Source organism: Aeromonas mytilicola subsp. aquatica (assembly GCF_044336385.1).
Lineage (GTDB): Bacteria > Pseudomonadota > Gammaproteobacteria > Enterobacterales > Aeromonadaceae > Aeromonas > Aeromonas rivipollensis.
This window is the reverse complement of the sequence record NZ_CP172298.1, coordinates 265,001-282,967: the sequence shown is the minus strand read 5'-3', so window position 1 is coordinate 282,967 and position 17,967 is coordinate 265,001. Positions and strand designations below refer to the sequence as shown.

The 17,967-nt window shown below is 60.5% G+C and carries 11 protein-coding genes, 1 tRNA gene and 2 rRNA genes (1 of these 14 running past the window's edge); 5 read left to right on the top strand and 9 right to left on the bottom strand.

Annotation, left to right across the window (positions count from 1 at the left end; translation table 11 throughout):
- Positions 1 to 2: 2 nt before the first annotated feature.
- The 6 genes from ACFWHB_RS01400 to ACFWHB_RS01375 form a co-directional block, all read right to left on the bottom strand.
- Positions 3 to 2,555: a TRAP transporter permease gene (locus ACFWHB_RS01400; protein WP_395949313.1), complete on the bottom strand. Its 2,553-nt coding sequence runs from the start codon at positions 2,553 to 2,555 to the stop codon at positions 3 to 5.
- Between the two features lie 98 nt (positions 2,556 to 2,653).
- Entirely contained in the window at positions 2,654 to 3,625 is a 972-nt protein-coding gene (locus ACFWHB_RS01395) for a TAXI family TRAP transporter solute-binding subunit (protein WP_106887813.1), read from the bottom strand.
- A gap of 779 nt (positions 3,626 to 4,404) precedes the next feature.
- Positions 4,405 to 6,546, bottom strand: coding sequence for a S9 family peptidase (locus tag ACFWHB_RS01390; RefSeq protein ID WP_395949312.1), 2,142 nt, complete (start codon positions 6,544 to 6,546; stop codon positions 4,405 to 4,407).
- Between the two features lie 318 nt (positions 6,547 to 6,864).
- The gene (locus ACFWHB_RS01385; protein ID WP_139745803.1) at positions 6,865 to 7,296 is read right to left on the bottom strand and encodes a DUF411 domain-containing protein; all 432 of its coding nucleotides are present in this window, start codon (positions 7,294 to 7,296) and stop codon (positions 6,865 to 6,867) included.
- Between the two features lie 47 nt (positions 7,297 to 7,343).
- Positions 7,344 to 7,667, bottom strand: coding sequence for a hypothetical protein (locus ACFWHB_RS01380; RefSeq protein ID WP_139745802.1), 324 nt, complete (start codon positions 7,665 to 7,667; stop codon positions 7,344 to 7,346).
- Between the two features lie 81 nt (positions 7,668 to 7,748).
- Positions 7,749 to 8,471 (bottom strand): SDR family oxidoreductase, encoded by a 723-nt coding sequence (locus tag ACFWHB_RS01375; RefSeq protein WP_106885228.1) that lies wholly within the window; start codon positions 8,469 to 8,471, stop codon positions 7,749 to 7,751.
- Between the two features lie 142 nt (positions 8,472 to 8,613).
- Between ACFWHB_RS01375 and ACFWHB_RS01370 the strand changes: the two genes are divergently transcribed.
- From ACFWHB_RS01370 to ACFWHB_RS01350, 5 genes are all read left to right on the top strand, one after another.
- Positions 8,614 to 9,456 carry a LysR family transcriptional regulator gene (locus ACFWHB_RS01370; RefSeq protein WP_395949311.1) on the top strand — a complete coding sequence of 281 codons (843 nt, stop codon included), beginning with the start codon at positions 8,614 to 8,616 and terminating at the stop codon, positions 9,454 to 9,456.
- 61 nt (positions 9,457 to 9,517) lie between these two features.
- Entirely contained in the window at positions 9,518 to 10,117 is a 600-nt protein-coding gene (locus ACFWHB_RS01365; protein WP_025325394.1) for a glutathione-regulated potassium-efflux system oxidoreductase KefF, read from the top strand.
- A 70-nt stretch (positions 10,118 to 10,187) separates the two neighbouring features.
- Positions 10,188 to 12,044, top strand: coding sequence for a monovalent cation:proton antiporter-2 (CPA2) family protein (locus ACFWHB_RS01360; protein WP_106885230.1), 1,857 nt, complete (start codon positions 10,188 to 10,190; stop codon positions 12,042 to 12,044).
- Positions 12,041 to 12,427: a SirB2 family protein gene (locus tag ACFWHB_RS01355; RefSeq protein ID WP_395949310.1), complete on the top strand. Its 387-nt coding sequence runs from the start codon at positions 12,041 to 12,043 to the stop codon at positions 12,425 to 12,427. The genes ACFWHB_RS01360 and ACFWHB_RS01355 overlap by 4 nt, the downstream gene beginning before the upstream one ends.
- Before the next feature lie 303 nt (positions 12,428 to 12,730).
- A complete protein-coding gene (locus ACFWHB_RS01350; RefSeq protein WP_025325391.1) occupies positions 12,731 to 13,717 on the top strand; it encodes a helix-turn-helix transcriptional regulator in 987 nt (328 codons plus the stop codon).
- Positions 13,718 to 14,968: 1,251 nt separating this feature from the next.
- On the opposite strand, the gene ACFWHB_RS01345 is transcribed toward ACFWHB_RS01350, so the two are convergent.
- From ACFWHB_RS01345 to ACFWHB_RS01335, 3 genes are all read right to left on the bottom strand, one after another.
- Positions 14,969 to 15,045 (bottom strand) — tRNA-Asp (locus ACFWHB_RS01345).
- Positions 15,046 to 15,142: 97 nt separating this feature from the next.
- Positions 15,143 to 15,257, bottom strand: a 5S ribosomal RNA gene (rrf, locus tag ACFWHB_RS01340).
- Between the two features lie 122 nt (positions 15,258 to 15,379).
- Positions 15,380 to 17,967 (bottom strand): 23S ribosomal RNA (locus ACFWHB_RS01335) (it continues 302 nt past the right edge of the window).

Sequence of the window (17,967 nt, the reverse complement as noted above, 5' to 3'; positions counted from 1 at the left end):
GTCTATGAGCGGATGGCCCGTCGCCGTTGCAGCCAGACCACGGCCCCGAACAGCAGGAAGCCCGGGATCCACATCAGCTCCTTGTGCCAGCGCTCGGTCGGCGCCTTGACGGAGAGGATCTCCTGGTCAAACTCCATGCCGGCCGCCGCCGCCGGACTGCCGAAGGTGACGTTGTCGATCAGGGTCTTGCCGTCCTGCTCGTACAGGGCCAGCCCCAGGCTAGCCAATCGCGCTTCGCCATCGGCACCGGCCGGTACCGCCAGCAGCACTGTGGATTGACGCAGCTTGCCCACCGCATCCTCCCCCTGGATCCGCAGTCGCAGCGTGCTCTCCGCTTCCACCTCGCCCAGGGTCTGGGCCAGCTGGGCGGGGGGCGTCTCACGATAGGGATCGTGCACCATGTCCATCCAGAAACCGGGACGGAACAGGGTGAAGGCCACCAGCAACAGCAGCACATTCTCGTACCAGCGGCTCTTCACCAGGAACCAGCCCTGGGTGGCGGCGGCGAAGATCAGCATGGCGACCGTGGCCACCACGAAGATCAGCACGCCGTGGGCGAAGTCCACATCGATCAGCAGCAGATCCGTGTTGAAGATGAACAGGAAGGGCAGCGCCGCGGTGCGCAGGCTGTAGTAGAAGGCGGTGATCCCGGTCTTGATGGGATCCCCCTTGGAGACGGCGGCCGCCGCGAACGAGGCCAGCCCCACCGGCGGGGTCACGTCCGCCATGATGCCGAAATAGAAGACGAACAGGTGCACGGCGATGAGCGGCACTATGAGGCCGTTCTGCTGCCCCAGCGTCACCACCACGGGGGCCAGCAGGCTGGAGACCACTATGTAGTTGGCTGTGGTGGGCAGCCCCATGCCGAGGATCAGACTCAGCAGGGCGGTGAGGAGCAGCATCAGCAGCAGGTTGCCCATGGAGAGCATCTCCACCAGATCCGCCAGCACCAGGCCAACCCCGGTCTGGGAGACGGCACCGACTATGATGCCGGCGGTGGCGGTGGCGATGCCGATGCCGATCATGTTGCGGGCACCGGCCACCAGGCCCTCCTTCAAGTCCACCAGACCGTCGCGGGCCGAGCCGTAGTCATGCTTGCCGTCGGTGCGCAGCCAGTTGAGCAGCGGCCGCTGGGTCAGCAGGATGATCACCAGCATGACGGTGCCCCAGAAGGCCGACAGCCCGGGCGAGAGGCGCTCCACCATCAGGCACCACACCAGTACCACCACGGGCAGCAGGAAGTGCAGGCCGGAGAGCAGCACGGCGCGGGTGTTCGGCAGCTCGGTGAGGGGCTGCTCCGGATCCTCGGCAGGCAGCGGCGCATTGCTGGCCGCTATCTTCAGCAGACCCAGATAGACGGCCGCCAGCAACAGGGAGATCCCCGGCAGGGCGTAGTCCCCCAGCGCCGGCTTGAGCCAGCCCAGACCATAGTAGACCGCCATCGACAGGCCGCTGATGAGGGTGGCACCGAAGGCGAAGCCGGTCAGACGGCGCAGCCAGGGCTTGGGTTGATGGCCACCGATGGGCTGCATGCCGAGCTTGAGCGCTTCCAGGTGGACTATGTAGAGCAGCGCTATGTAGGAGATGGCCGCCGGCAGGAAGGCGTGCTTGATGATCTCCACATAGGGAATACCCACGTACTCCACCATCAGGAAGGCCGCCGCCCCCATCACGGGGGGCATGATCTGGCCGTTGACCGAGGAGGCCACCTCGACCGCCCCCGCCTTCTCCTTGGAGAAGCCGACCCGCTTCATCATGGGGATGGTGAAGGTGCCCGTGGTCACCACGTTGGCGATGGAGGAGCCGGAGATGACCCCGGTCAGGGCCGAGGCCACCACGGCCGCCTTGGCCGGGCCGCCACGCAGGTGGCCGAGCAGGCTGAAGGCAAGCTGGATGAAGTAGTGACCGGCACCGGCCCGCTCCAGCAGGGCGCCGAACAGCACGAACAGGAACACGAAGCTGGTGGAGACCCCGAGGGCGATGCCGAACACCCCCTCAGTGGTGATCCACTGGTGATTCGCCAGGGCGGTGAAACTCACCCCGCGGTGCGCCAGCAGCCCCGGCATCCAGGGACCGGCCAGGCTGTAGGCGAGAAACACCAGGGCGATCACCGCCAGGGCCGGGCCCAGGGCACGGCGGGTCGCCTCCAGCAGCAGCGGTATGCCGATGCAGGCGGTGACCAGATCGGCGGTGGTGAGGTTGCCGGGGCGCTGGGCCAGGGCCTCATACATGACGAACAGATAGGCGGCGGCACCGGCGGCGATCAGGCCGAGGGCGATGTCGCCGAGCGGCACCCTGTCTCTGGGGGAGCGCCGGAAGGCCGGGAACACCAGATAGGCCAGCAGCAGGGCGAAGGTGAGGTGAATGGCGCGGGTTTCGGTGTCATTGAGGACGCCAAATCCCAGCATAAAGGGCAGCGGAGAGGCGATCCAAAGCTGGAACAGGGACCAGGCCAGCGCCAGCCCGGTGATCAGCCAGCCCATGAGGCCGAGCGGCAGCCGGGCGCCCACGTCCTGGGCGATCAGTTCCTCGGTAGAGAGTTGTTTTTCTTGCATAGGGTTAACTTTTGCCTGCGAGTACAACGACACGACACCCGCTGCCGGTGTGGCGGGCGGGTGTCGAAGAGAACGATGGAAGGCCGGCAGGCCTTCAATCAGAGCCAGCCACGCTCTTTGTAGTAACGTGCGGCGCCTTCATGCAGGGGCGCGGAGAGACCCACCTTGATCATGTCGGCCTCTTTCAGATCGGCGAAGGCCGGGTGCAGACGCTTGAAGCGGTCCAGATTGTCGAACACAGATTTCACCAGCTGGTAGACCACTTCAGGATCGGCCTTGGCACTGGTGGAGAGCACCGCCTTGCCACCGATGGACGGGGTCGGCTGGTCGCTGCCCTTGTAGATGCCGCCCGGGATCTCGGCCTTGGTGTAGTAGCTCTTCTCGGCCAGCAGCTTGTCGATGTCGGCGCCGGTCACCGGCACCAGCACGGCGTCAGTGGTGGTGGAGGCTTCCTGGATGGCACCGTTCGGGTGGCCGACGAAGTAGCTCATGGCGTCTATGTTGTTGTCACCCAGGGCGGAGGCCTGCTCCGCCGGTTTCAGCTCGGAGACCAGGCCGAAGTCGCCCTTCTTCCAGCCCTTGACCGCCATGATCTCTTCCATGGTGTCGCGCTGGCCGGAGCCCGGGTTGCCGATGTTGACGCGCTTGCCTTTCAGGTCGTCGAAGCTGGCGATCTTGGCGTCGCGGCGGGCGAGAATGGTGAACACCTCGCTCTGCAGGGAGAAGACGGCGCGCATGTCATCCATGGCCCCTTCGGCCTGGAAGGGGGGCAGCCCCTTCATCGCCTTGTACTGGTGGTCGGACTGCATGATGCCGAAGTTGAACTCACCGCTGCGGATGCCGTTGACGTTGGCCACGCCACCGCCACTGGCCGGCGCGTTGCACTTGATCTGGTGATCGGCGGCGCCGCGATTGAGGAAACGACAGATGGACTGGCCCGCCACGTAGTAGACGCCGGTCTGACCGCCGGTGCCTATGGTCACGAAGCGCTCCTGCGCTTGCACCGGACCACCGAAAGTAGCACCGACCAGAGCCGCCGACAGGGCGCACGCCAAGGATAATCCTTTCATGTTCTTCATCCTTTTCATTGATTTATCTCACCCGATTCCCGGGTGAATATGAGACGGACCCGCATCAAGACTGGGTCTGCCTATACAGCCTCGTACGAGGAAATGGTCGAGCGGCGAACGCCCTTCCAGAAGCCACCATCATCCTGCGGTGAGATAATCAGCGTCATGCCGACTGAGGGTGATTCGACCACAAAATAGCCGGATCAAAAGTTGTAACCCCTTGATTAGGCACAGAGTGCCAACATAAATCAAACAAAATGGCAAAACGGTGGATTTAAATAGCGAGAAATTTGAACTGGATCATCAATTCATCGGTCGTGGATTAATTGGTTTTGTGTGCGCAGGCAGCGGGGAAATGGAGGGGGTGGATTCTTTTGTAGCCCTTGACTGGCAAGGGCTGCCATCTGGCTGAGGGCGGCCCGAGACAGGGTCAGGATAGGGGGCAAGACACAGGCCGGCGGGTTGCCCTCGCCGGCCTGATCTCATCTGCGAATCGGCGCCATCCCTGGCGCCCGGATCGCGGTTCAGCAACAAGCGGTTAACCCAGCCTTATGCCTTCTGTTTGGCCAGCTCCAGAATAAAGGCAAACTCCAGAGCTATGCCCTCGTAGGCCTTGCAACAGCCCGACTTGCCTGCGGCCGGTCACAACGGCTCATCCACCGCCTTATGCCTTCGGCTTGGCCAGCTCCAGGATAAAGGCGAACTCCAGGGCTATGTCCTCGTAGGCCTTGCAACAGCCCGACTTGCCTGCGGCCGGTCACAACGGCTCATCCACCGCCTTATGCCTTCGGCTTGGCCAGCTCCAGGATAAAGGCGAATTCCAGAGCTATGTCTTCGTAGGCCTTGAAACGCCCCGACTTGCCGCCGTGACCGGCATCCATGTCGGTGCTGAGCAGCAGCTGGTTGTCGTCCATCTTCAGCTCCCGCAGCTTGGCGACCCACTTGGCGGGCTCCCAATACTGTACCTGGGAGTCGTGCAGACCCGTGGTGACCAGCAGGTTGGGGTAGGCTTGCGCCTTGACCTGATCGTAGGGGCTGTAGCTCTTCATGTAGTCGTAGTAGCGCTTCTGGTTCGGGTTGCCCCATTCGTCGTACTCCCCTGTGGTGAGGGGGATGGACTCGTCCAGCATGGTGGTGACCACGTCGACGAAGGGCACCTGAGCGACCACGCCGCGATAGAGCGCTGGCGCCTGGTTGATGATGGCCCCCATCAGCAGGCCGCCGGCGCTGCCTCCCATGGCGTAGACCTGATCCCTGGCACCATAGCCCTGGGCCACCAGCGCCTCGGTCACGTCGATGAAGTCGTGGAAGGTATTCTGTTTTTTCAGCAGCTTGCCGTCTTCATACCAGGGGCGCCCCAGCTCTTCGCCGCCCCGGACATGGGCGATGGCGTAGACGAAGCCCCTGTCCAGCAGGCTCAGGCGCGAGCTGCTGAAGTCGGGATCCATGCTGGCGCCGTAGGAGCCGTAGCCATAGACCAGCAGGGGGTTCTTGCCCTCCTTCTTGAACAGATCCTTGCGATAGACCAGGGAGACAGGCACCGCCACCCCGTCGCGGGCGGTCACCCAGACCCGCTCGCTGGCATACTTGTCGGCCTTGAAACCCGCCACCGGCTGCTGCTTGAGCAGGGTGCGCTTGCCGCTGTCCAGGTTCAGCTCATAGGTGGAGGACGGCGTGGTCATGGAGGAGTAGCCATAGCGCAGGGCGCTGGTCTCCGGCTCCGGGTTGTAGGCGAGCCAGGTGACATAGGCCGGATCGTCGAAGGCGATCTCTTTCTGTTCGCCGCTCTGCCAGTTGATCTGGCGCAGCCGGGTCAGTCCCTTGCTGCGCTCCTCCAGCACCAGCCAGTCCCTGAACAGGGCATAGCTCTCCAGCAGCACGTCCGGATTGGGGGTTATCACCGCCTTCCAGCGATCCACCGGGCTCTCCCTGGTCTCGTAGAGGCCGAAGTTCTTGCCGTCCTTGTTGGAGCGCACATAGAAGCGGCCGCGGTAGTGATCCAGGCTGTATTCGTGATCCACCTGACGGGGCAGGAACAGGCGCGGCGCCTGGACCGGCGTGTTGGCGTCGATGAGGCGCGCCTCGCTGGTGGTGGTGCTGGAGAGGGCGATGACGATGAAGTCTTCCGAGGTGGTGGCATAGAGGCTGACGTAGAAGCTGTCATCCTTCTCCTCGTAGACCAGCTTGTCCTTGGCGGGGTCGCTGCCCAGCTCGTGGCGATAGACCTGATAGGGCAGCAATGTCTTGGGGTGCTTGCGCACATAGAACACCGTCTTGCTGTCGTTGGCCCACACCAGGTTGCCCGAGGTGTTCTCAAGCTTGTCGGCGGCCCAGGTGCCGCTCTCCAGATCGAGGAACTGGATCTGGTACTGACGGCGGGAGAGGAAGTCTTCCGCCACCGCCAGCCAGCGGTTGTTGCGGCTCACCTCCAGGGCCCCTAGCGCATAGAATTCGTGGCCTTCGGCGCGCTGGTTGCTGTCCAGCATCAGGCTGGCGTCCTTCTCCACCACCTTGGTGCGGGAGTAGATGGCGTACTCCTTGCCCGGTTCATAGCGGGTCTGGTAGCGGTAGCCGTTCTTCACATAGGGCACCGACTCGTCCTGCTGGGGGATGCGGGCCACCATCTCCTTGTAGAGCTGGTCGCGCAGCGGCTGGACTGGCTTGAGCATGGCCTCGGTGTAGGCGTTTTCGGCCTTGAGATAATCCAGCACCTCGGGCTTCTGCCGCTCGTCGTCACGCAGCCAGTAGTAGTTGTCGATCCGGACGTCCCCGTGCTTTTTCAGGGTATGGGGGTGCTTGGGGGCCACAGGAGGCAGGATGGGAGTTTCGCTTGTCGGCATGACGGGCTCTTCATTGGCATGGGTACAGGGCACGGCGGCCAGACAAGCCAGCAGCAGCAACCCTCGGGGAAAGATGAACATGTCGCATCCTTTGCGCTGTAACAGGGCAGGCAGGCTCGCGGGGAGCGCCATGAATTGACGATCAAGCCGCCGCCGCTCACTCCGCCGGTGCGGAAACAAGGCTGGCAAACCGGAACATCGCCCCTGAGAAAATAAATTGGCGATCAATCTGCCCCTTGTCGCCCTGGGTTGCAAGTGATCCCCGGACATTCGGCCCCAAACCATGAAAAAGGGCCACCCTCTCACAAGGGTGGCCCTCCTGCTCTGGCCATGAGCGGCACGGATTCGCTCAGGTGTGCCTCACATGATGGAGTGGTGCCGGCTCATGACCAGTGTTCGTCAGCCGGGATAGCTCGACCAGACCTTGGTCGCGCCCTCCTCGCTGATGCTCAGCACCTGATAGGGCTGACCCGGAATATCCATGCCCGGCGCACTCTGGGGCATGCCCGGAATGGTCAGACCGCGGATCGCCGGTTTTTCCTTGAGCAGCTTCTGCACGTCGGCGGCGGGCACATGTCCCTCCACCACATAGCCGTTCACCACCCCGGTGTGGCAGGAAGCCAGCTGCGGAGTGATGCCGTACTGTTGCTTGACGGGTTCAAGCTGCTCGGTTTCGACGACCTTGACCGCAAAGCCGTTCTCTTCCATGTGCTTGATCCAGGTCTTGCAGCAGCCGCAATACTGGGACTTGTAGACTGTCATCTGCTCGGTTGCCAGAGCAGAAAAACTGACGGTACCGGCCAGCACGGCCAGTAACAGAGACTTGTACATGACTCACCTCGGATAAGAAGAAATGCCCAAAAAACGGGTAACTCGACTCAAGCTGTCTGGCGAGGGGGCCGTTCGAGCCGCTCCAGCGGCGCCTCCGGCATGAAGAGGGAGGGGGAAATGAACGCTGGCATGTCGGGCTCAAGCCAGGCCACCGTCAGGCTGTCGCCGGTGAGCACCGTCATGGCGAGCGCCGAGGTGAAGCTGCCGCAAGGCATGGCTTTTTCCAGGGTGCGTTCGCTCTGGCTGCAATGGGGAGTCAGGGTACAGAGATCGGTCGCCGCCCGGCTGCCAAACGACATCAGCACCATCAGCAGACTCCACAGGGGGAGCCAGCGGCGGGCGCGAGCGAGTTGGCGACGGGTCAGAACCATGGGATGACTCAGTGATCGAAGAGGGCCTATGGTAACCCTTGGCCCAGGGGGAGGGTCAAGCCCTCCCCGCCGTCATGGTCATCAGGGTTGCTGGCGGGTGGCTGCCAGCACTATCTCGCGCACGCAGACGTTGGCGGGCTGGCTCCAGGCATAGAGCACAGCCTCGGCGATCACCTCGGGGGCGATGACGCCTCCCATCTCCTCTTTCCAGCCGTGGTAGCCGGCCTTGATGCTCTCGTCCGTGGTGTGGCTGAGCAACTCGGTTTCCACCGCCCCCGGGGCTATGGTCACCATGCGCACGCCGACGTCTGCCACCTCTTCCCGGATGTTCTCGGTCAGGGCGTGCACAGCGAACTTGGTGGCGCAGTAGGCGGCATGGTTCGGGAAGGTCTTGCGACCGGCGATGGAGCTGATGTTGATGATGGTACCGCTGCGGCGCGCCTTCATCCCGGCCAGCACGGCATGCACGCCGTTCAGCACCCCCATCACATTGATGTTGAGCATCTGCTGCCACTCGGCGGGATCCTGCACGTCGGCCTGACCCAGCAGCATGACGCCCGCGTTGTTGACCAGGCAGCCCACAGGGCCGAATCTGGCTTCCGCCTGCTGGACGGCTGCCTTCATGGCGGCGGTGTCGGTGACGTCGACCCCGACACAGAGCGTATCGGGCAGGTTCAGCGCCTGCATGGGCTCGACACGGCGGGCCAGCAGCAACAGAGGGTGACCGGCGGCAGAGAAGGCGCGGGCGATGGCGGCACCTATCCCAGCGGAAGCACCGGTGATCACGACGAGGGACTTGGACATGGGTATTTCCTTCTGATTCATTGAGGAACTGAGTCAAACAAGGGCTGGCCAGCACGGGACTCAATCACTATAGTCGCCACATCTATCGGTGATAAATATTGTTTTCCGCTGGTTATCATCTGAAAAAACTATGGTTGGTTTTATGCTGGACCTGAGATTGCTGCGCTTCTTCATCGCCATCTATGAAGAGAAGAACATCACGGCGGCGGCGGCACGCTGCCACGTCAGTCAACCCTCCCTCTCGGCGGGCCTGCGCCAGCTGGAGGAGGCCCTCGGTGACAGCCTCTTCATCAGAGGCAAGAAGGGGGTTGAGGCCAAGGACCCGGCCCACTATCTCTATCCCCACGCAGTCAAGCTGGTGGAGGAGGCGCGCCGCCTGCCGACCCTGTTTCGCCAGAAAGCGACGCGCGCCAGGCTCAACATCGCCATCATGCCGGACTTGAGCCGCCGCCGGCTGGCCGGGCTGCTGCAACGGGTGCAGGGAGTGCTGCCGGAGCTGGATCTCACCCTCTCCGACTACGGCACCCCTGCCGACTGCCGGCTGACCCTGGATGCCCTGCGCCGGGAGGACGAGATCTTCCTGCCGCTCTGGGAGGAGGACTATGTGCTCTGCGTCCCGGTCGACCATCCCCTTGCCAGTCGCGAGAGGATCCCGCTGGCAGAGCTGCAACATCATGATTTTATTGAATGTCCTCCTTGTGAGGCTCATCAGCAGACCATAGGCCTGCTGGCCTGTGACCGGCTCACTCTCAATCTGGTGGCCAAGGCCGAGAGCAAGGGGCTGGTGATGGCGCTGGTGCTGGCGGGGGTGGGCATCAGCTTCCTGCCCGACGGTCTGGTGGAAGATGAGCCGGGTCTGCGCACAGTGGCGGTGAACGGACCCCGGATGTTCCGCCGCATCGGGCTCTGTTATCCCGCCCACCAGACCCTGAATCCGGCGCTGCGCGACCTGATCCCGGAACTGGCGAGCCGGGGTGCTTCTTGATAACGTCGCAGCTCACCGCCCTTTTTTATCGGCACCAGGCCCCTCTTCAGGCTAGGACCCCATGAAACGCATTCTGATCATCTTTTCACATCCGGCCCTGCAGAGTTCCAGGGCCAACAGGCAGCTGCTGCAGGCACTCGACGGCCTGGAGGGCATCACCCTGCACGACCTCTACCACCACTACCCGGACATGTTCATCGACGTGAAGCGGGAGCAGGCCCTGCTGTCGGAGCACGACATCATCGTCTTCCAGCACCCCTTCTACTGGTACTCCTGCCCGGCCATCATGAAGGAGTGGATGGATCTGGTGCTGGAGTACGGCTACGCCTACGGTCCAGAGGCCCACGCCCTCAGCGGCAAGCAGTGGCTCTCTGCCATCACCACGGGGGGTGCTCCCGAATCATATTGCAGCGAGGGCTACAACCAGCGCCCGCTGCTCGACTTCCTGCTGCCGTTCCAGCAGACCGCGCAGCTGTGCGGCATGCAGTGGCTGCCCCCCTTCGTGCTGCACTCCTTCCACAAGCTCAAGGATCCGGAGGCGCTGCGCCGCTGTGGCCAGGAGTACCGCCAGCTGATCTGCGCCCTGCGCGATGAGCGGCTGACCCCGGCCCAGCTCGCGGGCAGCACCTATCTGCGGGATCTGCTGGGGGAGTTGTCATGACGACGGGCTGGATTTTCATCGGGCTTGCGCAGCCGGCCCTGACGAACAGAGACGAACGGAGGGCCGGCTGATGGGGCACGGATTGTTGTTTGACGCCTTGATCTATCTCTCGGCGGCGGTGATAGCGGTGCCGCTGGCCAAGCGCTGGGGGCTGGGTTCAGTGCTCGGTTACCTGCTGGCGGGCATCATCATAGGCCCCTTCCTGCTGGGGCTGGTGGGGGAGCAGAAGGACGTGATGCACTTCGCCGAGTTCGGGGTGGTGCTGATGCTGTTCCTGGTCGGCCTCGAGCTGCGTCCGGCCCTCTTGTGGCAGCTGAAGGGCCCCATCCTCGGCACCGGCGGCCTGCAGGTGCTGCTCACTACCGCCGCCCTGACTGGCGTGGCGCACCTGATCGGTCTGCCGCTGCAACAGGGGTTGGCCATCGGGCTTATTCTGGCGCTCTCCTCCACCGCCATAGTGCTGCAGAGCCTGCAGGAGCGCAAACTGATGCAGAGCGAGAGCGGGCGCTCCGCCTTCGCGGTGCTACTGTTCCAGGACATCGCCGTCATCCCCATACTGGCGATCCTGCCGCTGCTCGCCATAGCGCCGGTCGCCAGCAACGGCAATCCGGATCTGGCGGGCTGGCAGCACGGCCTGCTGGTGGTCGCCGCCATCGCCGGCATAGTGCTGGGCGGCCACTACCTGATGCGGCCGGTGTTCCGTGCCATAGCCCAGTCCCACATGCGGGAGATCTTCGTCGCCGCCGCCCTGCTGCTGGTGATCGCCATCGCCGTGTTGATGGAGTCGGTGGGGCTCTCCCCCGCCCTTGGCTCCTTCCTCGCCGGCGTGGTACTGGCAGACAGCGAGTATCGCCACGAGCTGGAGGCGGACATAGAGCCGTTCAAGGGGCTGCTGCTCGGCCTCTTCTTCATGTCGGTGGGGGCTGGCATCGATTTTGGCCTCTTTGCCGCCCATCCCCTGCTCATTCCATCCCTGGTGATAGGGCTGATGCTCTTGAAATGGGGGGTGCTGATGGTGCTCGGCCTGATCATTCGCATCTCGCCGAGCCAGCGTTGGACCTTCGCCCTGGCGCTGGCACAAGGGGGGGAGTTCGCCTTCGTGCTGTTCTCGTTTGCCGCCCAGAACAAGGTGCTGCCCGGTGACACCATCTCGCTGTTGACCCTGGTGGTGGCGCTCTCCATGGCGCTGACGCCGCTCCTGCTGATCCTCAACGATCGGGTGATCCAGCCCTGGTTCGACTACCGCAACCAGGCCGACCAGCCCGAACACGAGCAACCCGAACTGGTCGAGCACCCCGTCATCATCGCCGGCTTCGGCCGCTTCGGTCAGATAGTGGGGCGCCTGCTGCACGGCCACGGCATAGGCACCACCATACTGGAGCAGGACGCCAGCCAGATAGAAATGCTGCGCAAGTACGGCTATCAGGTATTCTACGGCGATGCCAGCCGGCTCGACCTGCTCCATGCCGCCGGGGCCCACAAGGCCAAGCTGCTGGTGCTCTCCATCAACGATCCGGCGACCTCCCTCGAGGTGATCGAGATGGTGAAGAAACACTTCCCGCACCTCAAGATACTGGCCCGCGCCCAGGACAGGCCCCATGCCCACGAGATCCTCCGTCACGGAGTCGACAGCGTGCACCGGGAAACCCTGGGATCGGCCGTGGATCTGGGTGTAGAGGCCCTGACCCAGCTCGGATTTCGGGCCAACCAGGCCTGGCGTGCGGGTCAGGTGTTCAAGCAGTATGACAACCGGCTGCTGCGGGAACAGGTCAACTACCTGGATGACGAGCACACCTATATCAACAAGAGCCTGCAATACCGCGAGATCCTCTCCGATCTGCTGCAAGACGACGAGGAAGGACAGGAGCGTACCCACGCTCACAACTGGAACAGCGGTCTGCCCGACAACGACAAGGAAGCAATATGATTGCCTATTACCCCATGCTCAAACACCTGCACATGACCCTGGCCATGGTCAGCCTGCTGCTCTTCATCTACCGCTGGAGCCTGGCGCTGGCTGGCAGCGGGCGCTTGCAACAGAAGTGGCTCAAGGTGTTGCCCCATATCAACGACACCTTGCTGCTGCTGTTTGGCGTGCTGCTGGCGGTCACCCTGCAGATGAGCCCGGGCCAGCAACCCTGGCTGATGGCCAAGCTGATCGCACTGGTGGTTTACATAGGCCTCGGCGTCATGGCGCTCAAGCGCCCTGCCCAAGGCCAGAAGCTGGTCGCCGGGGTTGCCGCCCTCGCGGTATTTGGTTACATGATTGGCGCCGCCATCACCAAGTCAGCCTGGTCCTGGCTGGCCTGAACGTCCTCTTTGCCGGTGAGGGGCCAGCCCCTCACCTCTTTCCCCCTGCTGAACGCCCCCCTCTCCCTTGGCTCTCTACACTTTTCTCCCCTGTCGTGACAACCGGGAAATACGAAGAGCACTTTATTTTGGCAAAATAAGGCTCCAAAAAGCTCCATTCATATTTTGTTTAACGATATTTATCAATTACTTATCTTGTTATGTATGAAAATGGCGACAGTTGTCGCAGCAAAACTTGCGACATAGACTGTCGCACACCATGGCTAGGATACACTCAACGCTAAACCAGTGAAGGCATGCACCATGAGTAAGAAGCTGTTACGACAACTGACCTTGGCGCGTTGCATCCCGCACCGCCCTTACAAGCTGACCGCCAGCCAACTCCAGGTAAAACTGGAAGAGGAAGGTATTCACGTCAGTCTGCGTACCGTGCAACGGGACCTGGAAGAGATGTCCGGCATGGGACTGTTCGACCTCACCTCGGATGAGCGCAGCAAACCACACGGCTGGTGCTTCGAGCGCCACGGTCTCAACGACTTTGCCAACATCATGCCGCTCTCCCTGGCGGTGGCCCTGAAAACCTGGAGTGATCAGGCGAGCCAACTGCTACCGGCGAGTGTATTGACCGAATTGAACCCCCTGGTCGACAAGGCCAGCCAGGTGATCCGCGACAGCCAAAGCGAACTGGCGGAACGCTGGCTCGAGAGCGTGCATCAGTCGCCACGCCCCTTTGCCGGCAACCCGGAGATCCGCCGCAGCACCCTGATCCGCGACGCCCTCTGGCGTGGTCGCAAGTTCAGCGCCGAGATCCAGCGTGTCATCAAGGAGCGCACAGTGTGGCTCTGCTATGACCGCATCAATCCGCTCGGGATCCTGAACCAGCCCGATGGCCCCATCCTGCTCTGCACCCTGTCCGAGCTGGATCCCAAGGTCTATGGCATCCCGTTCGATCACATCAAGAACGTGGAACTGACCAACTTCAGCGCCACCCAGCCGAAGGATTTCAACGTCCAGAAGCTGATCCGCGACCAGGGCTATCAGGACGTCAGCGGCCCGATCCGCTTCGTCGGACGCATCGATGCCAACTGCCCCACCCTGATCGATGGGCAGATCCCGGGCCACAACCCGCGCATGACCCGCTACGACAAGCGCAGCGTGGTGGTGGAGACCGAGGTCCAGGATACGCCGGAGTTCCGCTCCTGGTTGAACAACATGAGTGGCAACCTGGAAGTATTGGCCCCGGAGTCCCTGCGCAAGGCATATCCGACACCGGGTACCCGGGTCAGCTGAGCACAATCGGATAAATGATAAGAAGCCGAGCATGAGCTCGGCTTCTGTCTGTTTTTAACACATAATTATTCAATTAATTTTTAACTCTTACATCCTTTATTGAACCTTCTGTACCATCGTTTTCCTCCCTGTTTTTGGTTGTGAGAGATCCGCCATTCCTCCTGTAAGACCCCTCAGTGTCGAGCCGTACGTGAAGCTATCCCGAGAGCCTCATGCTTTCCTGAGAAACTAAATAACATGCTGATAAATAACATAAATTCAGATTTAAAGCTGATGCCTTTTTATCATCCGACGCTATCTGATGGCCTCTCATGCCTTGTTCCTGCCCACGATTGCCTTAGTATTAGTTTCACAAGGACGGCTGGTTCGGCAGGATGCAGGAACAGCGCATAAATAGGAAAAGCCGCAGGACGTGGCAGGACACCTCAGGATGAGGTTGATAACCCGGATGGTTATCACAAGGAATGACAGGACAACCGCAGGATGCGGTCGCAGGACACCTCGGGATGGGGCTGAGTGGCACGGATAGTCACTCTTAAGGATGATAGGAACCCCGCAGGAGCGGCAGGAACAGCTTCAGGATGAAGCGAGATCACCGGGATGGTTATCTGTCTGGATGACGCAAGGAACACCACGGGATGTGGTAATGGACACCTCCAGGATGGAGACGGTGAAGCAATCAGGAGTGATTGCCAGGCTAGGATGGCCACAGGACACCCCAATGGAATGGGAAGGGGAAATTCCAAAGGAAAGGATAGAGTCAAGGATTGCAGGGAGCATGGCAGTTCAGGGACTGGACGAGATGACTTGAGGGGACGGCAAACGCCGTCCCCTTTTCTTTATATGCACTCCAGCGATTCAGCTCATCCCAGGCGCGCAGCCCCGGAGCTGTTGCTTGAATCGCCTCACCCTCAGGCACGAGAAGCCTCCCGCGCACCTCGTTGACGACCCTGGCCACCAGGACCGAAATCAACATCCATTGCCCAGGGCAGAAAAGCAGAGCACCTCAGCCCGCCAGAGTGACACAACTTCATCACTTCTTCATTCACCGAGCAGCCAAGTCTGTTGAGTGGACAGTTGCTCCTCCCTCTACTTCGTATGCACGTGGAGGAGTGTCCAGGGAAGCCGTGTGAGCCGTGGTGACAAATAGAGGCCATGTGGCAATTCACTGATATTTAATGATGACTGTGGTGTTTCGGGGGAGCTTGAAACGAAAAAAAGCCCAGTCTTTCGACTGGGCTTCTTAAGTAGTGGCGGAGCGGACGGGACTCGAACCCGCGACCCCCGGCGTGACAGGCCGGTATTCTAACCGACTGAACTACCGCTCCGCTGTCTGGTTAGCATTTTGCTAAATTGTCTGCCGTTTCAACGAGGTGTCATCCTCTCGGCCAATCATGCAATGTGTGCACAACTGTTTAATTGGGTGCCTGGCAGTGTCCTACTCTCGCATGGCGAATGCCACACTACCATCGGCGCTACCGCGTTTCACTTCTGAGTTCGGCATGGGATCAGGTGGTTCCACGGCGCTATGGCCGCCAGGCAAATTCTTAATCTAGAAAGCTGACGTGAGTAATGATGTCGCTCGTGGCTTCATCACTATCACTGAATTAGTTAGTAGTTCATACACTTGCTACAAGGCCCAGAACACTTCTTGGGTGTTGTATGGTTAAGCCTCACGGGTAATTAGTATGGGTTAGCTCAACACGTCGCCGCGCTTACACACCCCACCTATCAACGTTGTGGTCTCCAACGGCCCTTTAGGACCCTCAAGGGGTCAGGGATGACTCATCTCAGGGCTCGCTTCCCGCTTAGATGCTTTCAGCGGTTATCGATTCCGAACTTAGCTACCGGGCAGTGCCACTGGCGTGACAACCCGAACACCAGAGGTTCGTTCACTCCGGTCCTCTCGTACTAGGAGCAACTCCCTTCAATCATCCAACGCCCACGGCAGATAGGGACCGAACTGTCTCACGACGTTCTGAACCCAGCTCGCGTACCACTTTAAATGGCGAACAGCCATACCCTTGGGACCGACTTCAGCCCCAGGATGTGATGAGCCGACATCGAGGTGCCAAACACCGCCGTCGATATGAACTCTTGGGCGGTATCAGCCTGTTATCCCCGGAGTACCTTTTATCCGTTGAGCGATGGCCCTTCCATTCAGAACCACCGGATCACTATGACCTACTTTCGTACCTGCTCGACCTGTCCGTCTCGCAGTTAAGCTGGCTTATGCCATTGCACTAACCTCCTGATGTCCGACCAGGATTAGCCAACCTTCGTGCTCCTCCGTTACTCTTTGGGAGGAGACCGCCCCAGTCAAACTACCCACCAGGCACTGTCCGCGAGCCCGATTCAGGGCCCTGCGTTAGAACATCAAACATACAAGGGTGGTATTTCAAGGACGGCTCCAGCGCAACTGGCGTCACGCCTTCAAAGCCTCCCACCTATCCTACACATGTAGGTTCAATGTTCAGTGCCAAGCTGTAGTAAAGGTTCACGGGGTCTTTCCGTCTAGCCGCGGGTACACCGCATCTTCACGGCGAATTCGATTTCACTGAGTCTCGGGTGGAGACAGCATGGCCATGGTTACACCATTCGTGCAGGTCGGAACTTACCCGACAAGGAATTTCGCTACCTTAGGACCGTTATAGTTACGGCCGCCGTTTACCGGGGCTTCGATCAAGAGCTTCGCTTGCGCTAACCCCATCAATTAACCTTCCGGCACCGGGCAGGTGTCACACCCTATACGTCCACTTTCGTGTTTGCAGAGTGCTGTGTTTTTGATAAACAGTCCCAGCCATCTGGTCACTGCGACTCCCAACTGCTCCATCCGCAAGGGACTTCACTGTCAAGAGCGAACCTTCTCCCGAAGTTACGGTTCTATTTTGCCTAGTTCCTTCACCCGAGTTCTCTCAAGCGCCTTGGTATTCTCTACCCGACCACCTGTGTCGGTTTGGGGTACGATGACTTGTAATCTGAAGCTTAGAGGCTTTTCCTGGAAGCAGGGCATCAATGGCTTCACCACCGTAGTGGCTTCGTCTCGTGTCTCAGTGTTGTGTCTCCGGATTTGCCTAGAAACACCACCTACGCACTTTCACCAGGACAACCGTCGCCTGGCCCACCTAGCCTTCTCCGTCCCCCCATCGCAATTACAAGTCGTGCAGGAATATTAACCTGCTTCCCATCGATTACGCCTTTCGGCCTCACCTTAGGGGTCGACTCACCCTGCCCCGATTAACGTTGGACAGGAACCCTTGGTCTTCCGGCGAGGAGGCTTTTCACCCCCTTTATCGTTACTTACGTCAGCATTCGCACTTCTGATATCTCCAGCATGCCTCTCGACACACCTTCGCAGACTTACAGAACGCTCCCCTACCACTCACACATAAGTGTGAATCCGCGGCTTCGGTGCCTGGTTTGAGCCCCGTTACATCTTCCGCGCAGGCCGACTCGACTAGTGAGCTATTACGCTTTCTTTAAATGATGGCTGCTTCTAAGCCAACATCCTAGCTGTCTGAGCCTTCCCACATCGTTTCCCACTTAACCAGAACTTTGGGACCTTAGCCGGCGGTCTGGGTTGTTTCCCTCTTCACGACGGACGTTAGCACCCGCCGTGTGTCTCCCGGATAGTACTTACTGGTATTCGGAGTTTGCATGGAGTTGGTAAGTCGGGATGACCCCCTAGTCCAAACAGTGCTCTACCCCCAGTAGTATTCGTCCGAGGCGCTACCTAAATAGCTTTCGGGGAGAACCAGCTATCTCCGAGTTTGATTGGCCTTTCACCCCCAGCCACAGGTCATCCCCTAACTTTGCAACGTTAGTGGGTTCGGTCCTCCAGTTGATGTTACTCAACCTTCAACCTGCCCATGGCTAGATCACCCGGTTTCGGGTCTACACCTTGCAACTAGACGCCCAGTTAAGACTCGGTTTCCCTACGGCTCCCCTATACGGTTAACCTCGCTACAAAATGTAAGTCGCTGACCCATTATACAAAAGGTACGCAGTCACCCCGAAGGGCTCCCACTGCTTGTACGTACACGGTTTCAGGTTCTATTTCACTCCCCTCACAGGGGTTCTTTTCGCCTTTCCCTCACGGTACTGGTTCACTATCGGTCAGTCAGGAGTATTTAGCCTTGGAGGATGGTCCCCCCATATTCAGACAGGATGTCACGTGTCCCGCCCTACTCGATTTCACTTCAAGGTCGTTTTCATGTACGGGGCTATCACCCTGTATCGCTGGCCTTTCC